The organism is Kocuria cellulosilytica (assembly GCF_040981245.1).
Taxonomy (GTDB): domain Bacteria; phylum Actinomycetota; class Actinomycetes; order Actinomycetales; family Micrococcaceae; genus Kocuria; species Kocuria cellulosilytica.
In genome coordinates, this window is record NZ_JAVFWZ010000013.1 from 38,990 (window position 1) to 57,569 (window position 18,580).

Annotated in this window: 13 protein-coding genes, 3 pseudogenes and 1 other annotated feature; of the genes and pseudogenes, 9 read left to right on the forward strand and 7 right to left on the reverse strand. The window is 59.6% G+C overall.

Going from position 1 to position 18,580, the window contains the following annotated elements; all coding sequences use genetic code 11:
* Window positions 1-28: 28 nt before the first annotated feature.
* From RCG67_RS15780 to RCG67_RS15795, 4 genes and pseudogenes are all read left to right on the forward strand, one after another.
* Window positions 29-1,576 (forward strand): sugar transferase, encoded by a 1,548-nt coding sequence (locus tag RCG67_RS15780; RefSeq protein ID WP_368827630.1) that lies wholly within the window; start codon window positions 29-31, stop codon window positions 1,574-1,576.
* Between the two features lie 1,650 nt (window positions 1,577-3,226).
* Window positions 3,227-4,546 carry a hypothetical protein gene (locus RCG67_RS15785; RefSeq protein WP_368827632.1) on the forward strand — a complete coding sequence of 440 codons (1,320 nt, stop codon included), beginning with the start codon at window positions 3,227-3,229 and terminating at the stop codon, window positions 4,544-4,546.
* The gene (locus tag RCG67_RS15790) at window positions 4,546-5,856 is read left to right on the forward strand and encodes a flippase (RefSeq protein WP_368827634.1); all 1,311 of its coding nucleotides are present in this window, start codon (window positions 4,546-4,548) and stop codon (window positions 5,854-5,856) included. The genes RCG67_RS15785 and RCG67_RS15790 overlap by 1 nt, the downstream gene beginning before the upstream one ends.
* Window positions 5,857-6,294: 438 nt before the next feature.
* A pseudogene (locus RCG67_RS15795) lies at window positions 6,295-7,152 on the forward strand (transposase); the annotation flags it as partial.
* Here the strand turns inward: RCG67_RS15795 and RCG67_RS15800 are convergent.
* Together RCG67_RS15800 and RCG67_RS15805 are read right to left on the reverse strand one after the other, a co-directional pair.
* Window positions 7,134-7,262: pseudogene (locus RCG67_RS15800) on the reverse strand (IS110 family transposase); the annotation flags it as partial. The pseudogenes RCG67_RS15795 and RCG67_RS15800 sit on opposite strands and share 19 nt — an antisense overlap.
* Before the next feature lie 16 nt (window positions 7,263-7,278).
* A protein-coding gene (locus RCG67_RS15805) for an IS3 family transposase (RefSeq protein WP_368827636.1) occupies window positions 7,279-8,528 on the reverse strand; the annotation gives its coding sequence in 2 pieces (ribosomal slippage) (window positions 7,279-8,249 and window positions 8,249-8,528; 1,251 coding nt in all).
* Window positions 8,122-8,250, reverse strand: a sequence feature (AL1L pseudoknot). Its footprint overlaps the gene before it by 129 nt.
* Window positions 8,529-8,579: 51 nt before the next feature.
* Between RCG67_RS15805 and RCG67_RS15810 the strand changes: the two are divergent.
* Window positions 8,580-8,705, forward strand: a pseudogene (locus tag RCG67_RS15810) (IS481 family transposase); the annotation flags it as partial.
* 12 nt (window positions 8,706-8,717) lie between these two features.
* On the opposite strand, the gene RCG67_RS15815 reads toward RCG67_RS15810, so the two are convergent.
* From RCG67_RS15815 to RCG67_RS15835, 5 genes are all read right to left on the reverse strand, one after another.
* Complete coding sequence (locus RCG67_RS15815; RefSeq protein ID WP_368827638.1) at window positions 8,718-9,596, reverse strand: ATP-grasp fold amidoligase family protein; 879 nt, start codon at window positions 9,594-9,596, stop codon at window positions 8,718-8,720.
* A 244-nt stretch (window positions 9,597-9,840) separates the two neighbouring features.
* A complete protein-coding gene (locus RCG67_RS15820; RefSeq protein WP_368827640.1) occupies window positions 9,841-10,221 on the reverse strand; it encodes an acyltransferase in 381 nt (126 codons plus the stop codon).
* A 305-nt stretch (window positions 10,222-10,526) separates the two neighbouring features.
* Window positions 10,527-11,315, reverse strand: a complete 789-nt coding sequence (locus RCG67_RS15825) for a glycosyltransferase (protein ID WP_368827642.1) — start codon at window positions 11,313-11,315, stop codon at window positions 10,527-10,529.
* Between the two features lie 85 nt (window positions 11,316-11,400).
* On the reverse strand, window positions 11,401-12,582 hold the full coding sequence (locus RCG67_RS15830) for a glycosyltransferase family 4 protein (RefSeq protein ID WP_368827644.1): 1,182 nt from the start codon (window positions 12,580-12,582) through the stop codon (window positions 11,401-11,403).
* Window positions 12,563-13,174: an LbetaH domain-containing protein gene (locus RCG67_RS15835; RefSeq protein WP_368827646.1), complete on the reverse strand. Its 612-nt coding sequence runs from the start codon at window positions 13,172-13,174 to the stop codon at window positions 12,563-12,565. The genes RCG67_RS15830 and RCG67_RS15835 overlap by 20 nt, the downstream gene beginning before the upstream one ends.
* Before the next feature lie 185 nt (window positions 13,175-13,359).
* Here RCG67_RS15835 and RCG67_RS15840 point away from each other — a divergent pair, with 185 nt between their 5' ends.
* From RCG67_RS15840 to RCG67_RS15855, 4 genes are all read left to right on the forward strand, one after another.
* Window positions 13,360-14,583, forward strand: coding sequence for a glycosyltransferase family 4 protein (locus RCG67_RS15840; protein WP_368827647.1), 1,224 nt, complete (start codon window positions 13,360-13,362; stop codon window positions 14,581-14,583).
* Between the two features lie 79 nt (window positions 14,584-14,662).
* Window positions 14,663-15,697 (forward strand): GDP-mannose 4,6-dehydratase, encoded by a 1,035-nt coding sequence (gmd, locus tag RCG67_RS15845; protein WP_368827648.1) that lies wholly within the window; start codon window positions 14,663-14,665, stop codon window positions 15,695-15,697.
* A 16-nt stretch (window positions 15,698-15,713) separates the two neighbouring features.
* Window positions 15,714-16,718 (forward strand): GDP-L-fucose synthase family protein, encoded by a 1,005-nt coding sequence (locus RCG67_RS15850; RefSeq protein WP_368827649.1) that lies wholly within the window; start codon window positions 15,714-15,716, stop codon window positions 16,716-16,718.
* Between the two features lie 44 nt (window positions 16,719-16,762).
* A complete protein-coding gene (locus RCG67_RS15855; RefSeq protein ID WP_368827650.1) occupies window positions 16,763-18,460 on the forward strand; it encodes a tyrosine-protein kinase domain-containing protein in 1,698 nt (565 codons plus the stop codon).
* The last annotated feature ends 120 nt before the right edge of the window (window positions 18,461-18,580 follow it).

Here is an 18,580-nt window from a genome sequence, read left to right on the forward strand (position 1 = left end):
GTGCTTTGTTCGGGGAGGGAGCACCAGCATGCTCAAGGTCGATCAGGTCGCCCACGCGGCAGCGCAGCATCACACCCGGGAGCAGACCGACCAGCGTCATCAGGTCCACGCCGAGCGCACCCCGGCGTCCCAGACCGGATGGCGCTCCGCCTACCTCAATCGCCTGCGCTGGGCCGACGGCGTCGCGCTGATGGTCACCCTCCTGGGCACCCACCTGGTGCGCTTCCAGCTGGAGCACGCCGGCCTGCACCTGGGCCCGCTGTCCGTGCCGTACTGGATCGTCGGCATCGTGCTCGCGTTCGTCTGGTGGATGCACCTGGGCCTGCGCGGCGCCCGGGACGTCCGGCTCATCGGCCACGGCATGGAGGAGACCCGGCAGGTGGTGCACTCGAGCCTCATCCTGTTCGGCGCGATCGCCATCATCTCCTTCGGCTTCGAGATCCCCACCGCCCGCAGCTACGTCCTCATCGCCCTGCCCCTCGGCATCGGCCTGCTCATCCTCGGCCGGTTCGGCGTGCGGGACCGGCTGGTCAAGGCCCGCTACCGGGGTGAGGCCCTCTCCCGGACGATGGTGGTCGGTCGCCTGGGTGGCGCCGTCGACCTCATCAAGTCGCTGCGCCAGTACCCCACGTCCGGGCTCGAGGCCGCCGCCGTCTACGTCCCCGAGACCCGCAAGCCGCTCCCCGTCGAGTTGCAGCGCCTGAATCTGCCCCCCAACGCCCTGGCGCCGGGTGAACGGCCCTCCGTGCGGGGCGTCATGGACGCCTGCCGCCGGCACGGCATCGAGACCGTGGTGCTGTCCTCCAACGTGCCGCTGAGCACCACGGAGATCCGCCACCTCAGCTGGGAGCTCGCCGACGCCCACATCCGCCTGGTCATGGACACCGGCCTCACCGACATCGCCGGCCCCCGCATCCACATGCAGCAGGTCGCAGGACTCCCCCTCATCCACGTGGCCACCCCGCGGCTGAGCCGAAGCCGGGCGCTGACCAAGCGGCTGATGGACATTGCAGGCTCTGCGACGGCCCTTCTCATTCTCTCCCCCGTCCTGCTGGCCCTGACGATCATCGTCAAGGCGCACGACAAGGGCCCCGCCTTTTTCGCGCAGGAGCGCATCGGCCAAGACGGAAGCCGCTTCAAGATGTTGAAGTTCCGCAGCATGCGCACCGACGCCGAGCAGGTACTGCAGCGCCTCAAGGAGCAGAACGAGGGCGCCGGCCTGCTGTTCAAGATGAAAGACGACCCCCGCGTCACCACCCCCGGCAAGTGGATGCGCCGCTACAGCCTGGACGAGCTCCCACAGTTCCTCAACGTGCTCAAGGGCGAGATGTCCCTGGTGGGCCCCCGCCCCCCGCTCCCCGCCGAGGTCGAGCAGTACGAGGACTACGTCCACCGCCGGCTGCGCGTGCGGCCGGGCATCACCGGACTGTGGCAGGTCTCCGGGCGATCGAACCTGGACTGGGAACAGTCGGTGCGCCTGGATCTCTATTACGTGGAGAACTGGTCGCCAGTCCAGGACATACTAATTTTGGCGCGCACATTCAAAGCGGTTCTGGCCAGAGACGGAGCCTACTGACAGTTTGCAGAAGGTCTCAGCTTACACCCCACACAACATGACGAATCGATCGCAAAAGGCTTCCCGACAGAAGCACTATAGCGTTCTCCTCTGCGAGAAAAGCGACCATTCGACAAGTAAAAAGGAATATACTTGAGCATTCCAGTCATTGTCTTGGGGCATGCAAGGCCCGATAAACTTCGCGAAGTGCTACGAGCCGTCCACGCCCACAAACCGTCTATTTTATATGTGGCTATAGACGGCGCAAGGAACATACCCACAGAAATCGCAGCAAACGAAATGGCCAAAAAAGTAGTAGACGAATTCATATGGGAATGCACAGTCAAAAAATTGTATCATTCGTCGAACCTAGGCGTTCGTAAATCGATCGAAAAGAGTCTAGATATATTTTTCGCTAATGAATCACGTGGAGTTGTCCTAGAAGACGACTGCTTACCAAACCAGGACTTCTTTCGTTTCTCTCAATCGGTCCTGGAAAGGTATGCGGAAAATGAGGCCGTTGGTATGGTTACAGGCACCAATTTCCTTGGAAGCTTTACACACACGGATCATGACGCCATATTCAGCGAAGGACACATATGGGGATGGGGCACGTGGTCCACTAGATGGCAACACTACAGGCGTATCGGGACTATTCCCACCCCAACCGCCAGATCCGTTCGCTATTACGGAATCGGCTGGCCCTATAGAAATTACTTAATCAAAAAGGCAGCTCGAGGAGCCCTCAACTCGTGGGCTATACCATGGCTAAACTACTTGGCTGAGCAAAACTTGTTATGTGCCATACCCACGCAAAACACGATAACGAATATCGGGCATGACGCCTCCGGAACTCATACAAGTGGAAAATCGAGATTCAGTGCGATTCAAGCGCGTCCCTTGTCCGACGACATAAACCTACCTTTAACAGTAAGACACAACCGTCAATATCAAAACTCGTACGCCGCACGGATCACTTTAGAGCATGTAAGTCACCGGGTGCGGCGTCCCGTGGTCAGTCTACTCAGGAAACTGTCAATTTTGGCCACAAAGGAACAACAATGACACAGAGTGCACTAAATCGGTTTAAATCACATTGGCACCAAGATATTGCACGGATGTGGCCCCAAACATCAAAACTGCGGGTCGTTTGGTATACCAAGTGGGACCCGGGCACTCGTGCCATATTTTATATGAGGTTACAGTTCCTCTGCTGGGACGCCGGTTATCGGGTGGTAAGTCGACTCATAGCTGCACGCAACCACCGTCTACACGGAATTGACATCGTTCCCGGTGCTCGAATTGGTCCGGGAGTGATTATTAGGCACCCGACGGGAATCGTCATAGGAAAATCATCAGAAATAGGCGCAAATGCTACTATTATGCAGGGTGTCACCTTGGGACAAAGGCGCACAGAAGAAGACCCCGTCCGGAATCCACGCATTGAAGATGGCGTTACATTAGGCGCACACGCCGTCCTACTCGGAGATATAAACATTGGTTTTGGGGCCAAGATAGGGGCCGGGTCTATCGTACTGAGCAGCGTCAGACCCGGTACCGTTGTCGTAGGGATACACCGCGGCCTTCCAAAAACTTAACGATCTAAACAAGACTCCATGCACAATTAGACAAAGAGAATTCTAGGGGCCAAGGCAAATCGCAATGGGAAACATGACAAACCAGCGCCAGAGTATGCCAGGCTCAAAATTCGGCTACCCGCTCCGTGCAGTGACCTCCCATAAACGTACGGGCACCCTGATCGCCACCGGCCTAGGGCTCCTAACATCAATCTTCATCGATTTTGGCGCACGGGTGTCTATCGCGGAATTTCTACTCCTGGGCTATCTTCTGCTGCAGATAATAAATCGCAAGCGAATACCGGCGACCGTTGTGCCGTACTTCTTTTGCTTGACACTATTACTGTTGGGTTTTATTGCGGCGAACGCGGCCTATGGGTTTGGCGGCGACTCAATTTTACGGACAACTGGCGGCTATGGAATTTTTATACTTTCGATAGTCGCACTGGCTCATTTTTTGAAGGACGACATTCCCGGGCGCTTAGCGCCAATAATGTTGGGATCGGCGTTGGGTGAGATACTCGGTTTTTATGTTTCACCAACTCCCGAGATTCTAATTGACCCCTGGAAGTTTGGGCTTGGCAATGCTCTAACAGTGATTGTCATTCTCGCGCTAACGCATAGGTCAATAATAAGTAGCAGCCAATTTGTGATGCCTCTTATATTGATTAGCCTAGCCTCACTTCACTTTATCATGGGTTCTCGATCTCTTGCCGGAATTCTTATGCTATCCGTGCTTTTAGTTCTTATAAGGCGGAGCAAAAGTCGATTCACAAATTACCAAATGATAGGCTGCTTCGCATTGATTAGCGCGACGGTCTTCGGCGTTGTTAAAATTTATTCCTATTATGCGCAAACAGGACTGTTGGGCGAGGATTCCGCAACAAAGTATAGTGATCAAAACGGAGAATTTGGCGTTCTCCCAGGGGCAAGAAAGGAGATAATATTACTCGCCGCCGCTTGGATTAGGTCCCCGATATTCGGCTGGGGACCCACAGCCGCCGTAGATAGTCGGCATATGGGAGAAGTATATAATTGGTATGTTTTGCACGGCTATACCATAAATTTATCCGATTTTAATCGATTGTTTGTTGTAGACTCCCTTCCCCTTCATTCCATTTTTTTGGGTTTATTGGTTCAAGCTGGCCTATTTGCCATTCCCTTGATTATTTCGTTGCTACATCCTTGGGTGCGGGCCCTTAGCTATGGAATATCGTCTAAAAATCTTTTGGCCACGTTTGTTATCCTAAGCGGCGGCGTACACCTGTTCGTGTCCCCTTTGGGCGACACTACGCGTTTTCCTGTTGCAATCTCTCTCGCCGTGGGCCTTGCAGCTTTCCCATGCGCTAAGCGAGGCATCGCGCGCGGTAAACAGCTAGCCGGTTCGGGCCCTCACTCGCACGGGGCGGTTTGATGCTGAACAATCGGGCGAGGCGTGATGCAACGTACCTCTTCGTCGAAAAGGTCGGACAGCTACTTGCAGTGGCCGTAGTGAATGTTGTCCTGCTGCGTGAACTTGGTCCATCCATTTATGGATACCTGGGTGCGGCAACTAGTATTCTTGCGATTGCCATGCCCCTATCTACGTTAGGGCATGTGCCAGTCGTTCGAAGCCTCAGTTCAGCCCAAAAACGTTCTGGCGTTAGTCGCGGTATTGTGTCATTTGGTGTGCGTTTAACGATTTTGGGTTGCGTGTTGGGTGCAACGGTAATGCTCACTGTTGCTCTCTTGGCGCCGGCGGGTGAGACTAGAAATCTCATTGCTATTCTTAGTTTTTCGTTTTTAGCACGACCATTTTGGGGTTTTGATGCTTGGTATAAAGCAAGGAGTTTGAATCACCGGGCTGCGGTCATTCGGCTTTCTGGTATTCTCATTTCGGGCATCGGACGCCTTATAATCGCCGTTACTACAGAGTCGTTATGGGCGTTGGCAGTATTTGTAGTGCTTGAACATGCGATTACTGGAATCCTATTTGCCATTGATTATCGCCGCACGCGGGAGCCGTTCAAAAAAGTTCGGGCAAATCACACGATCCGAAAGGACATTATTCGCTCGAGCGTCCCAATGTTTTTTTCCTCCTTGGCAGTCATGCTATACATGCGGGCGGATCAACCCATGCTTTTATACATGACTGACTCGGCCCAAGTGGGCCTATACTCGGCGGCTGCCAACTTAAGTGACTCCCTCGCTTTTATTCCGACTATTGTTTCCACGCTATTCATGCCAGCAGCTTTCAAGTTGTACGAGATTAGTCATGACCGCTTTTTCGCCAGAATGCGCTTTGTGTTGGGATTAATTTCCGGGATCGGCTATATTATCGTTATTTGCGGCTGGTTCGCCTCTCCGTTCGTTATTGCATTATTATACGGGGAAGCTTACAACCCTAGCGCTGAACTCTTGCAAATCTTATTGTTTTCTGTTCCCTTCGTTTTCGTCGGGGTAATACAAGGGATATGGGTCGCAGCTGCACGTCTGCATCGATTCCAGCTTATCTTTGCCTGCCTTGCTGCTTTTATCAACATTGGGCTCAATTTTTATTTGATCCCCATTTTTGGGGCCACAGGTGCCGCGTGTTCCACCGTTCTTGCTCACGCTACCGCAAGTTGTCTGGGAAATTTTTTATTCAAGGAGACGCGCCCGATTGCTAAAACCCAGCTCCGAGCTTTGGACCCCTTTTACGCGACGCAATGCGTGTATCGTCAAGCGCGAAATTTGAGACGGTAAGCCGTTTGGGATTGGGGTCAACACTGAACTTGAGAGTCATGACGCTATGTGCCCGGGTCAGGACTCATGGCGCTGGCAACTGATTGCCACGGGCACGTCTTCAAGGTGATGAAGCAGTGGGATGATGAGTTATGGCAACCCATCCTGCGGTCCCGCTGTTGTTGGGCCAGAGCGACAGGGAGACGCTACAGAGGCTCGTGCGCTCGACCTTGGTGCGGACGGAACTGGAGCAGCGGGCGCGGATCGTGTAGCCGGCCTTCCAGGGGATTTTCAACGAGACTGATTCACCGACAGGTCAGGTTGGGTCGGCGGATTCAACCGGTCGTCGCAACACCTCGATCATGGAGGTGCGCGATGGCCAGTCGCAAGAAGCAGATACCCGAAGCGCCGAAAGGTGCACGACGGCAGCGGGCGGCGGATCGGGCACTGCGACCGTCGATGCGCTCACCGGGCCGGCCTGAGCCCTCGCGCGCGGTGCAACGGGAGTTCTGGCGGCGGATCGCATCAGGTGTGACGACGGTCGAGGCCACGGAGTCCATTGGTGTGTCCTGGCTGGTCGGGGCCCGCTGGTTCCGTCAGGCTGGCGGCATGTCGCCGATCAGCCTGGACGAACCCACGGGTCGATGCTTGTCGTTCGCCGAGAGGGAGGAGATCGCGCTGCTGCGTGCCCAGGAGCTCGGCGTGCGCGAGATCGCCCGCCGGATCGGACGCGACCCCGGGACGGTCTCTCGCGAGCTGCGCCGCAACGCGGCAACTAGGGGCGGCAAGCAGGTCTACCGGGCCCTGGTGGTGCAGTGGAAGACGCAGCAGGCCGGGAAGCGCCCGAAGACAGCGAAGCTCGTGAACAACGACGCGTTGCGTGAGTACGTACAGGAACGGCTCGCCGGGAACGTGCGCCGATCCGACGGCACGATCGTCACGGGCTCCGAGACGCCGGCGTGGAAAGGGTTGAACAAGCCGCACCGGCAGGACCGCCGATGGTCGACGGCGTGGAGTCCAGAGCAAATCGCCCACCGGCTGAGGGGCGACTTCCCCGATGATGACTCCATGCGCATCAGCCACGAGGCGATCTATCAGTCACTGTTCATCCAGGGGCGTGGCGCGCTCAGGCGCGAGTTGGTCGCGTGTCTGCGCGCCGGCCGGGCGCTGCGGACTCCCATGGCGCGCTCACAGAACAAGCCGCAAGGGCATGTCACCGCCGATGTCGTCCTCTCGGCGCGCCCCGCTGAGGCCGAGGATCGTGCGTTCCCCGGGCACTGGGAATCTCAATGCTGTTGTCAAGCAGTGAGGAGTTCCCGGGTGGGCGTCGGTTCTCGGTAGGCGGTGTGGTCACGGAGCATGGCCCAGATGACGTTGAGGCGGCGGCGTGCGAGGGCGATGAGTGCTTGTTTGTGGGATTTGCCCTCTAGTCCCGTGACGAGTTCAGTAGAGACTCGGTAGTGCCGCTCCGGCGGTCGACGAGGCGGTGTGGTGACGATAGTAGGCGTCCTCGTACTCCGCCGGGGGCACGAGCCCGATCTTCCCGTGCAGGCGCCGGTGATTGAACCAGTCGACGTACTCGGCCACCGCGATCTCCAGGTCGTCGATCGACTTCCAGGGACCCCTGTTACGGATCAGCTCGGCCTTGAACAGCGAGTTCAACGCCTCTGCGAGGGCATTGTCATACGAATCCCCGGTGGATCCCACCGCGGTCACCGCCCCGGCCTCGGCCAACCGCTGGGTGTAGCGCACCGCGACATACTGCACGCCCTTGTCGCTGTGATGGACCACCCCACTGGTGTCATGGCCGCCGTGGGATCGGGTCCACAACCCCATCTCAAGAGCGTCCAGAGCCAGGTCCGTGCGCAACGAGGTCGACAGCTGCCAGACCACGATCAGGCGGGAGAACACGTCGATGACGAAGGCGGCGTAGACCCACCCGGCGAACGTTCTGCAGTAGGTGATGTCCGCGACCCACAGCCGGTCCGGGGCGGCGGCGGTGAAAGACCGCTCCACCAGATCCGGGCGGGTGTCCGGGCCGGTGCCGGCCACCGTGGTCCGCGGGCCCTTGGACCGGATGATCCCGCGCAGCCCGGCCGCCCTCATCAGCCGGTGCACCATGCATCGAGCCACCCGGTGGCCGTTCCGGCGCAGCTCGGCGTGGACCTTGGTGACCCCGTAGACCCCGTAGTTGTCCGCGTGCACCTTCTGGATTACTTCCGTCGTGGCCGCGTCGCTGACCGACCGCGCCGAGGGCGACCGGGTCTTGGCGGCGTAGTAGGTGCTCGGGGCGATCTGCACACCGGCGTCTCGGAGGACCCTGCAGATCGGCTCGACCCAGAACTCGTCCTTGTGGGCGTCGATGTAAGCCACTACCTGTTGTGTGGGCGGTCGAGCTCCGCCGCGAAGAAAGCCGAGGCCGACCGCAGAATGGCGTTGGCCCTGCGGAGCTCCCGGACTTGCTTCTCCAGCTCGGCCAGCCGCTGGGCGTCATCGGTGGTGGTCCCCGGTCGGTATCCCTCGTCGACCTCGGCCTGTCTGACCCAGTTCCGCAGCGTCTCCGGATTGATTCCCAGCTGCTGCCCGATCCGCGCCAGCGCCCCGACCTTCGTCGCAGGGTCCCGCCGGGCCTCCACCGCCATCCGAGTGGCGCGCTCACGCAACTCGTCGGGGTACTTCCTCGGTGCTCCCATGACTCTCATCCTTCCGTGGAATGAAAGCCTCCAACAGACCCGTCACGGGACAGGGACGCCATCGGGGTGTGGGCGAACCACTTGAACTACCAACGGCCCCATACCGCCTGTGGCGATCAGCCTTCGGCCTCACGCGTCCCGATCCGTGCCAATAACGTCATGCCCTCTTACAGCTAGCAAAATTGACCATCAAACCTGAGGCAATATCCATGCACGACCGAGCTTCAAATCGAACTGATGATTACTGAATTTTGTAAGTCCGCCAGTCGGGTAAGGAGTAATTTCCCCGAAATAAATTCCATCCGGCGTATCATAAAGGTCGACGCGTATAAAGTCATATTCCGCACCGATTTCAGAAGCCATTCTCAACATAACATTCAAATTAACGGGGCGGGAAACTACATCCGCCAGACGTTTATCGCCGTGGCGATCCTCCAACGGCTCCCATTCGGGCGTGTAAAAGCGCCGACGAACCCCTTGAAACCTAGGGGAGTCGACTTGAACAAGCTTCACGACGCCATCAAACACGAAGAACCTGTGGTCGTTGGGCAGATCCCCGTTCGAGGTGGGGATTTTTCTCTCAATGAGGTAGCCACTTCGCGCTTGCGAGTAAGCCCACTCCCCCTGAACTGTGACAGCCTCCTCATAACGCCATGACTTGACCGCTCCAAGATCAATCCCAGAAGACAGTAAGGATCCGTGGCCAAACTCCGCGTAGCCCGCCCCGGAGATGGGCTTCAACACCCACTCACAGCCCCAATCCGTGTCAGCAATTGAATCTAAGTCGTCCCCGTACCAAAGCGTTTCGGGAATAAGGACAGACGGACATGCAGACGCCGCATGCTTCTTCATTTCAACTTTATCACCGCCTCTGGCAATGATCTCCCGCCGATCGTTCGTAATGCGCCAATGAACTTTCTCCATAAATGTTTGAGGATTACGGGGAACCGGCCGCCTATATGTCATCCACCACAGCACATGACGTTTGACCTTCATCGGCAAGTGCGGCAATAATTTGCGCACAGTAACCCAAAGCATATTGCCCACACTATCTCCTTCAGTTTTCACGCTCGTTGCCTGGCATAAGCAGTACCACTCCAATGTTCGCTTCAAGCCTATCGCCACAGTGAGAAATCTTCTACAGCTGCACTGCATAAAGACGGAAACGCTCGAGCAAGCGCCACAACACCCCGTTCGCCATAGGTTAGTCGGCTGGAGTACTTCTTAGACTGGCTGGTTGTACGTTAATTACAGATCGCCGCACGACTTACACTATCTATGTGTAGGCTGGCACATCAATGAAAAGGCTGCATCAACCTTGGATGATTTCCGTCTTCACATATCCACGCTCTCTCACAAAGTAGTCCCCGTCCAATTTCTTGATAAAACGAGCCGGCACTCCGCCCCACAGACTGGGCCCTTCAGCATGCTGGATCGAACCACTGACAACTCCCCCTGCAGCTACAACACACCTGTCCCCCACATGTGATCCTCCAACAATAATGCATCCGGTTGATATAAATGCATATTGACCGATGGACACCGGTTTTAGCGTTTGTACATTCCGCTCAAAGTCAATGCCATGACTAAGAATCGTCGAGCGTTGACCAGCAACAGTCGAGTGCCTTCCTATGGCGACACCACCAGAGCAATCCATGTAATGTCGGCTTGTGACTGCACTGTGCTGGTCCATGCGAAGCGTCCTGGACTGGTCCGGAACACGGAAGGAACTATATTCCCGTGATGCAGAGATCCAATTCCAAGAACCGATAGACCCTGCTATGCCAACTTCTAGTATTTTTAGGTCTCGTAAAACGTTGAAATTGCCGATACGAACACCCGGAGCTAGGATGACAGACTCAACGTTCACCATTAGTGATATGCCCACGCGGCAATGAGGATCTACTTGGTAACCTAAAGTCGTTAGCAAGTAATTCTTGATACGGCTAGCAGGAAGCAAACCTACAGCGCATCGAGCCAGTTTGCCGAACTTATGAATCACTTTCGGACCTTTCCTCTGAGTTTTGAGTACAGGACACTGTGTCGAACGGGCGTAGCGAAAAGAGCAAAACTCTGAACGAGAGCGGCTCCGATTCGCGCTACATGGTCGAAGCTAGAGCGCGCGTACATGCCACGCACTTTCCAACCGTCGCCGACAAAGCGATATCCAGCATCTCCTGATTTTGACTCATCGTGCCACCTCAATGCACCTATGTATTCGGGGACATTGAGCGGAGAATCCGCCGACTTATCTAGAAGACGAAAGAATAAGTCGAGGTCCATACAATAGTCGAACTGATTTGCGAATCCGCCTGATTCGAGCAACAGGGATCGAGAAATTGCAACTGAACCCGAAAATACATAACAACCGCGCAACATAAGCTTGTGCCGCTCAAGGCGAGGGGGCATATAGCTACCAATTACTGATCCGTCTGCCCGTAAGACTTGATGTCCACCAAAGACCAAACTTGGCATGTTATCTGACTTCTCAATATGTGCCCTTAGAGCAGCCAAAGAGCCAGGCAATAGGACGTCGTCCGAGTTGAGCCAGACAACATAGTCGCCCGTGGCCCGCATAAGTGCCTTATTTAGTGCATCGGATTGACCCTTGTCAGGGCCGGACTCAACTTGCACCTGGTCGTACTGCGCTTCATACGCGGCCAGCAGACTCAGTGTTTCATCGGTTGACTGACCGTCTTGTACGAGCAACTCGTCAAAATCCGACATCTCCTTGACTGCGGAGTTGATTGCTTCGTTGATATACGTTTGCGAGTTGTAACTAGGCATGATTATGCTAAATTTTATATCAGACATTTTTTCTCCGGCTAGCTATCAGCGGTCAGGACTTCGTGCATGCGTGTGGAGTAAATAGTTATTTGCCAGTATATATACGCAGTAGGTTGCTTTTTTGAACCTGGCGATCTAGTAGGTTTTCCGAAAGTCGCAACGCATTGGACGAACAATTGGCGTAGTAGTCGGGGTCACTAGTCAGTCGCTTCAAAGCTGCAGCCAGGGATCCCGCCTTGCCGTCCGGGACAACAGCGCCTGCATCGTACTCATTAATGGCGTAACTTAAGGCGGAGGACTTATTCACGATCACTGGGATTCCCATACTTAGAGCTGTGGCCAAAACGTTCCCCCACGGCTCATTATGAGAAGTTAACACGAATACGTCGGAAACATCCAAAACGTCAAGGACCTTTTGAGCGTCTACAGCCCCTAAGTACTGCAAGTTCGGGATGTCTCGCAGGGCGGCACGGACCTTATGCAGGTCGCCTTCGTCGGGCCCCACAACAGTAAATTTCAGGTTTTGCTGCGCAGTCATAAGAGCCGCGGCATCCAAGAACGTGCCGACGTTTTTCCGTGGATGTAGTCGAGCTATGAACGTTGCACTTACCTGCGAACCGAGCTCCCGTATGCGGGCCTTAGCATGCGGAGGGACAGGGTTTCCTAGGGCGACGACCTCGACCTCGGGACGGCAACTCCAAAGTGCCAGTTGGCTTGACTCCCGTTCTGTTAATGCTATAACGGTTGCTGCCCTCGCGTATAATTTCCGCACACCAAGATCGAGAGTTTGATGAATCCAGCTCGATCGTGACGTGAGCATGCCGTGAGGTTGAAGGATCAATCGCCGGCCTCGGAGGACTGAAAATAATGCAGCGACTATAGGTATTAATTCACGCGAAAAGCTGATGTGGACAATTTGTGCTCGACCTACGGCCTTCCATAGCTCAACAACTATGGCAACGGATAATGCGGTCGCGAATTTTCCGTGGACACCCATTTTTCGAATCGGAACGAAAATCTTTTTGTATGTGGCTGATTGACAGTCCGGCGCGTCTCCTGCAAAGGTCCCAGCAACGAGCTCAACTGTCATTCCCGCATCGGATGCGATTTGCGCTTGTCGGCTTGCGGTGTCGAATGGGCCGCCATATGCCCCCGTTTTACTTGCCAGCGTTAGCACCCTGAGCAGATTCATGTCCACCGCTTCCACATTTCGTCGTGCATGTCCAATGGGTAACATGCCGAATACCCTAAGCTTTATCCCGTTCATTAGGCGCTTGTCTAAACCTCCTTCCTTTTGCGATTGGATTCGCACCTCCGTACACGGTGTTTTCTGGTATATCTTCGGACACCCGCGTGAGGGGTTGCACCAAAGCCGATTGACCGATCGACACCCCTCCCGTGACCACGCATCGAGCAGTTATCCAAACGCCGTTTCCAATACTAATTGGCCGCGTGATTAAACCCATGTCTTTTCTATGTGAATGACTACCGGTTGTTATGAAGGTTTCTTGGGATATTACTGAATCATGGCCGACGGTGACCTGATTTTGATTGTGAATCCACACGCCTTCGCCGATCCAGGAGCGGTCACCAATCTCTAGGTTCCAAGGGAACTTGATACGCGTACGGGGCCGGATGATGACGCCGTCGCCGATCTTGGCGCCAAAGGCGCGGAGTGCCTTTGCCCGTAGGCCGGAGCTGATCTGCCACGGGTTCGTGACGAGGACGAGCTCGGTGGCTGACCACAGGTAGATCATCCACTTCGGCCTGTTCCAGGTTTCGCCCTCACCGGGCGCCTGGGAGAGGTCGATGACGGGTATGTCGGAGTCGGCAGGGCTGCGCTCAGCGCCGGTGGTCATGAATACCTCTACGTGTGGGGGGCGGGGAGGTCATGTGAGCTGAACCACGGTCCGACGTGGGGCCTCGTCCTGAAGCTGAATGCGCTCACATGTATCGTCTGATTTATACCCCATGCCCTCCGGTGGGCCGCTGATTCCCCTCGGCGTTGCTCCCAGTGTGACGAAAGCACCCCATGCGCCCTCGTTTGACGATCATCGGCATCAACTACGCTCCCGAGTCCAGCGGCAACGCTCCCTACACCACGGCCCTCGCCGAAGGCATGACCGAGCTCGGGTGGGACGTCCGCGTCATCACCGGCTTCCCGCACTACCCGCAGTGGCGGGTTTATGACGGATACGACGGCCGGACGCTGGAGGAGGATCACCGCGGGATCGACGTGTTGCGTTTGCGCCACTACGTGCCCGCGGAGCCCAAGCTGTTCAATCGGCTACTCATGGAAGTCCATTTCGGGATTCGCGCGGCCCTCTCGAACTGGGGTCGCCCGGACGTAGTCCTGTTCGTTAATCCCGGCCTGTTCTCCTCGGGCATCGCGGCTCTTCGAGCCAAGCTCGGCCGCCGCCGTCCCGGAACGGCGATCTGGATTCAGGACCTGTACTCCAGGGGCCTCGAGGAGGTGCACACTTCGGCCGCCGCGCTGGCACCCGTGATGCGGCACGTCGAGGGCCTGGTGCTCCGCGCCATGGACCGTGTGATCGTCATCCACGACCGGTTCCGCCGCCACGCTGTTAACGAGCTGGGCGTCGCCACGGAGAGGGCCCTCATCCACCGGAACTGGTCCCACATCAGCCCGCAGCACGCGATCGACACCGCGGCGGTCCGTGCTCGTCGGGGCTGGTCCGAGAACGAGGTCGTCGTCCTCCACGCCGGCAACATGGGCGTGAAGCAGTACCTCGAAAACGTGGTGGACGCCGCCCGGCTCGCCGATGAGCGGGGCTCTCGTGTGCGGTTCGTCCTGCTCGGCGCGGGCAACCAGTTGCAGCGGCTCAAGGAGCTGGCCGCGGGCATCAAGAGCCTGGAGTTCGTCGAGCCTCTGCCCGATGAGGAGTACACCGCTGCCCTGGCCGCTGCGGACGTCCTGCTCGTCAATGAGAAGCCCGAGCTCCGGGAGATGTGCGTGCCGAGCAAGCTGACGTCCTACTTCGCCACCGGGCGCCCCGTCCTGGCTGCGGTGGACGACGAGAGCTCCTCGGCCGGTGAGATCGAGTCCTCCGGCGCCGGCAGGGTCATCGCCTCCGGAGATCCCGCGGGACTGCTGCAGGCCGCCGAGGAGCTCGGCGGCGACCGGGCGCTGGCCTCGGAGATCGGCGGACGCGGTCCCGGATACGTCGCGGAGCACCTCGCCGCGGACGCCGCCATGCGTCGATGGGATGATGTGCTTCGATCTTTGACGCAACATGTCCGGCTCTGATCACCGGCTTTGCCCGTTCATTCACTAGCATAAAGCTGTCCCCTCAACGGCCCACACCCCCTCCCCCCGAAGGACGATCATGCACGCCACCCCCAAGAAGGCTTTCATCACCGGGATCACCGGTCAGGACGGTTCCTACCTGGCGGAGCTGCTGCTCGCCAAGGGCTACGAGGTCCACGGGCTGATCCGCCGCGCCTCGACCTTCAACACCCACCGGATCGACCACCTCTACTCGGATCCGCACGAGGCCGACGCCAAGCTGTTCCTGCACTACGGCGACCTGTCCGACGGGTCCCGGCTGGTGACGCTGATGGCGCAGATCCGCCCGGACGAGGTCTACAACCTCGCCGCCCAGTCCCACGTGAAGGTCTCCTTCGAGGAGCCCGAGCACACCGGGGACACCACCGGGCTCGGCACCGTCCGCCTGCTCGAGGCGATGCGCTTGGCCAACGTGGACGCCCGCTACTACCAGGCCTCCACCTCCGAGCTGTACGGCGCCACCCCGCCGCCGCAGCACGAGGACACCCCGTTCTACCCCCGCTCCCCCTACGGCGCGGCGAAGATCTACTCCTACTGGATCACCAAGAACTACCGCGAGGCCTACGACATGTTCGCGGTCAACGGGATCCTCTTCAACCACGAATCCCCCCGCCGCGGCGAGACCTTCGTGACCCGCAAGATCACCCGGGCGGTGGCCGCGATCAAGGCCGGCACCCAGGAGAAGCTCTACATGGGCAACCTGCAGGCCATCCGCGACTGGGGCTACGCCGCCGAGTACGTCGAGGGCATGTGGCGGATGCTCCAGGCCGACGAGCCCGAGGACTTCGTGCTGGCCACCGGGCACCCGTGCACGGTGCGGGAGTTCCTGGAGATCTCCTTCGACCACGCCGGGCTGGACTGGCGCGAGCACGTCGAGTTCGACGAGCGCTACCTGCGCCCCACCGAGGTCGACGCCCTGATCGGTGACCCCGCCAAGGCCAAGGACAAGCTGGGCTGGGAGGCCACCGTCAAGGCCCCCGAGCTGGCCCGGCTGATGGTCGACGCCGACATCGCCATGCTCGAGCACACCGAGGGCTGGGTCGACACCGTCGAGCTCGCCTCCTGGGCCAAGTGACCGGAGACACGCCACAATGACAGCAGACACCACCGAAATGATCGACAGCACCGCTTCCTCCACTTTCACCCCTGGCCCGCTGGACCGTACCGCCCCGTTCTACGTGGCCGGCCACCGCGGCCTGGTCGGCTCCGCGATCTGGCGCAAGCTCACCGCCGAGGGCTTCACCGACCTCATCGGCCGCACCTCCGCCGAGCTGGACCTCAAGGACCGCGACGCGGTGTTCGCCTTCTTCGCCCAGGCCAAGCCGCGCTATGTGGTGCTGGCCGCGGCGAAGGTCGGCGGGATCCTGGCCAACAACACCTACCCCGTGGACTTCCTCTCCGAGAACCTGCGGATCCAGGTCAACGTCCTCGACGCCGCCCTGGAGCACGGGGTGGAGCGGGTGCTGTTCCTGGGCTCCTCCTGCATCTACCCGAAGCTGGCCCCGCAGCCGCTGAAGGAGGAGTACCTGCTCACCGGGCACCTGGAGCCCACCAACGACGCCTACGCGATCGCCAAGATCGCCGGGATCCTGCAGATCCAGGCCGTGCGCCGCCAGTACGGACTGCCCTGGATCTCGGCGATGCCCACCAACCTCTACGGGCCGGGCGACAACTTCTCCCTCACCGGCTCCCACGTGCTGCCGGCCATGATCCGCCGCTACGAGGAAGCCCGCCTGGACGGAGCCGAGTCGGTCACCAACTGGGGCACCGGGTCGCCGCTGCGGGAGTTCCTGCACGTGGACGACATGGCCGAGGCCTGCCTGCACCTGCTCGAGCACTACGACGGACCCGAGCACGTCAACGTGGGCACCGGCACCGACGTGACCATCAAGGAGCTCGCCGGGCTCGTGGCCGAAGCTGTGGGCTACGAGGGCCGCATCGAGTGGGACGCCACCAAGCCCGACGGCACCCCCCGCAAGCTCATGGACGTCTCCAAACTCGCCGCCGCCGGCTGGACCGCCCGCATCCCCCTGCGCGAGGGCCTCCGCTCCACCGTCGACTGGTTCCGCGAGCACCAGGACGGCATCCGCGAGTGACCTCCACCCCTCCCCCCACCCCCGAGCCGATCCCGAGGAGAACCATGGAGCACCTTGACGCAGAGCGGGAGGCCCCCGCTCTCGATGCACGGGAACTCCTCCGGCTGGTGCGCACGCACTGGCGGGCCATCACGCTGATCACCCTGCTGTGCACGCTGCTCGCGCTCGGCTGGACGCTGATCCAGCCCAAGATCTACTCGGCCACCGCCTCCGGCCTGGTGGTCGCCACCGGTGAGCAGGACCTGGCCAGCGCCCTCGCCGGCAACAACCTTGCGCAGTCCAAGGCCGTCTCCTACGAGTCGCTGGCCACGGCGCGGCCGGTGGCCGTCACGGTGATCGAGGACCTCGAGCTGGACACGACGCCGGAGGAGCTGCTGCCGCGCATCGCCACGGACGTCCCCATGCAAACCCCGGAACTGCGCATCACCGCGGACGCCGAGGATCCGACGGAGGCGGCCGACCTGGCCAACGCCTGGGTCGTGGCACTGGCCGGTCAAGTGCAGGAGCTCGAGAGCCAGGGCGACGAGGACGCGATCAACCGCGTGGCCGTCCAGCCGCTCAGCAACGCCTCGCTGCCGCTGGCACCCTCCTCGCCGAACCTCAAGCTCAACCTCGCCCTCGGCTTCGTGGGCGGCCTCGGGCTGGGCCTGCTCTACGCCTTCGCCCGGTACAAGATGGACCGCCGCATCAAGTCGGTCGAGGAGATCCGGGACGGCTTCGGCGTGGCCGTCCTCGGCGTCATCCCCACCGACGACCGGCTGGCCGACCACCGCGAGATCGTCGAGACCGGCTTCTCCGCCGGGCGCGGGCACCACGAGTTCTCCGAGGCCCTGCGCGAGCTGCGCACCAACCTCAGCTTTGTGTCTGTGGACAGCCCGCCTCGGATGATCGTGGTCACCTCCTCCCTGCCGGGTGAGGGCAAGTCCTCGATCACCGCGAACCTGGCGGTGGCCATCGCCTCGACGGGGCGCAACGTCGTCGTCGTGGACGGGGACCTCCGCCGCTCGGTGATCACCGACCTGTTCGGGCTCGTGGCCGGTGTGGGCGTCACGGACGTGCTGACCGGGCAGGTGCAGGTGGACGAGGTCCTCCAGACCTACGACAAGTTCCCCAACTTGCAGGTGCTCGGCGCCGGCCGCACCGCCCCGAACCCCACGGAGCTGCTGTCCTCGAAGGCCATGCACACCATGCTCGAGACCCTCGCCGAGGACGCCCTGGTCCTGGTGGACGCTCCCCCGCTGCTGCCGGTCACCGACGCCGCACTGCTCACGGCCTCCGCCGACGGCGCGCTCATCGTGGCCACCGCGCAGAAGACCACCACGGACGAGCTGTCCAAGTCCCTGGAGAACCTGCACCAGGTCCACGGCAACGTGCTCGGCGTCGTGCTCAACCGCGTGCCCACCACCGGTGCGGACGCCGGCTATTACGGCTACTATGGCAAATCCTATTACGCGGACTCGGACGAGCAGGCGGCACCTGCGACGGGTGCCCAGCCTGTCGTCGCCGCGCCAGCGGCCAAGCAGCCGTGGGGCACCGCACCGCGCGCGGAGGGCTCCAAGCCCCAGCAGGCGGCCCCGGCTTCGACCCGGCAGGAGCCGACAGCACCGTCGGCCGAGGACGCGGCCCCCGCTCCTCGCGCGGAGCGGTCCAACGGGCAGGCCTCTGCCGAGCACGAGTCCTTCGGGCTCGAGGCGTGGGGGCGCTCCGGCTCCTCCACCGGGTCCACTGCTCAGGGGCACTGATCCCGGCCTGTTCACGGCTCAGCCGTCAAGGGGCGCTTCCTACGGGAGGCGCCCCTCGTGGGTTGACGGCCGATGCCACCGCTACTACCCCGCGGCCTCAAGGACGTTCAGCGAGGTGCT

What these genes read in the sequence shown, in the direction of transcription:
- RCG67_RS15790 (WP_368827634.1), top strand. Translation starts at nt 4,546, where the DNA reads ATGCTGAACAATCGGGCGAGGCGTGATGCAACGTACCTCTTCGTCGAA.
- RCG67_RS15830 (WP_368827644.1), bottom strand. Translation starts at nt 12,582, where the DNA reads ATGAACGGGATAAAGCTTAGGGTATTCGGCATGTTACCCATTGGACAT.
- RCG67_RS15825 (WP_368827642.1), bottom strand. Translation starts at nt 11,315, where the DNA reads ATGCCTAGTTACAACTCGCAAACGTATATCAACGAAGCAATCAACTCC.
- RCG67_RS15820 (WP_368827640.1), bottom strand. Translation starts at nt 10,221, where the DNA reads ATGGACCAGCACAGTGCAGTCACAAGCCGACATTACATGGATTGCTCT.
- RCG67_RS15850 (WP_368827649.1), top strand. Translation starts at nt 15,714, where the DNA reads ATGACAGCAGACACCACCGAAATGATCGACAGCACCGCTTCCTCCACT.
- RCG67_RS15855 (WP_368827650.1), top strand. Translation starts at nt 16,763, where the DNA reads ATGGAGCACCTTGACGCAGAGCGGGAGGCCCCCGCTCTCGATGCACGG.
- gmd (WP_368827648.1), top strand. Translation starts at nt 14,663, where the DNA reads ATGCACGCCACCCCCAAGAAGGCTTTCATCACCGGGATCACCGGTCAG.
- RCG67_RS15785 (WP_368827632.1), top strand. Translation starts at nt 3,227, where the DNA reads ATGACAAACCAGCGCCAGAGTATGCCAGGCTCAAAATTCGGCTACCCG.
- RCG67_RS15835 (WP_368827646.1), bottom strand. Translation starts at nt 13,174, where the DNA reads ATGACCACCGGCGCTGAGCGCAGCCCTGCCGACTCCGACATACCCGTC.
- RCG67_RS15780 (WP_368827630.1), top strand. Translation starts at nt 29, where the DNA reads ATGCTCAAGGTCGATCAGGTCGCCCACGCGGCAGCGCAGCATCACACC.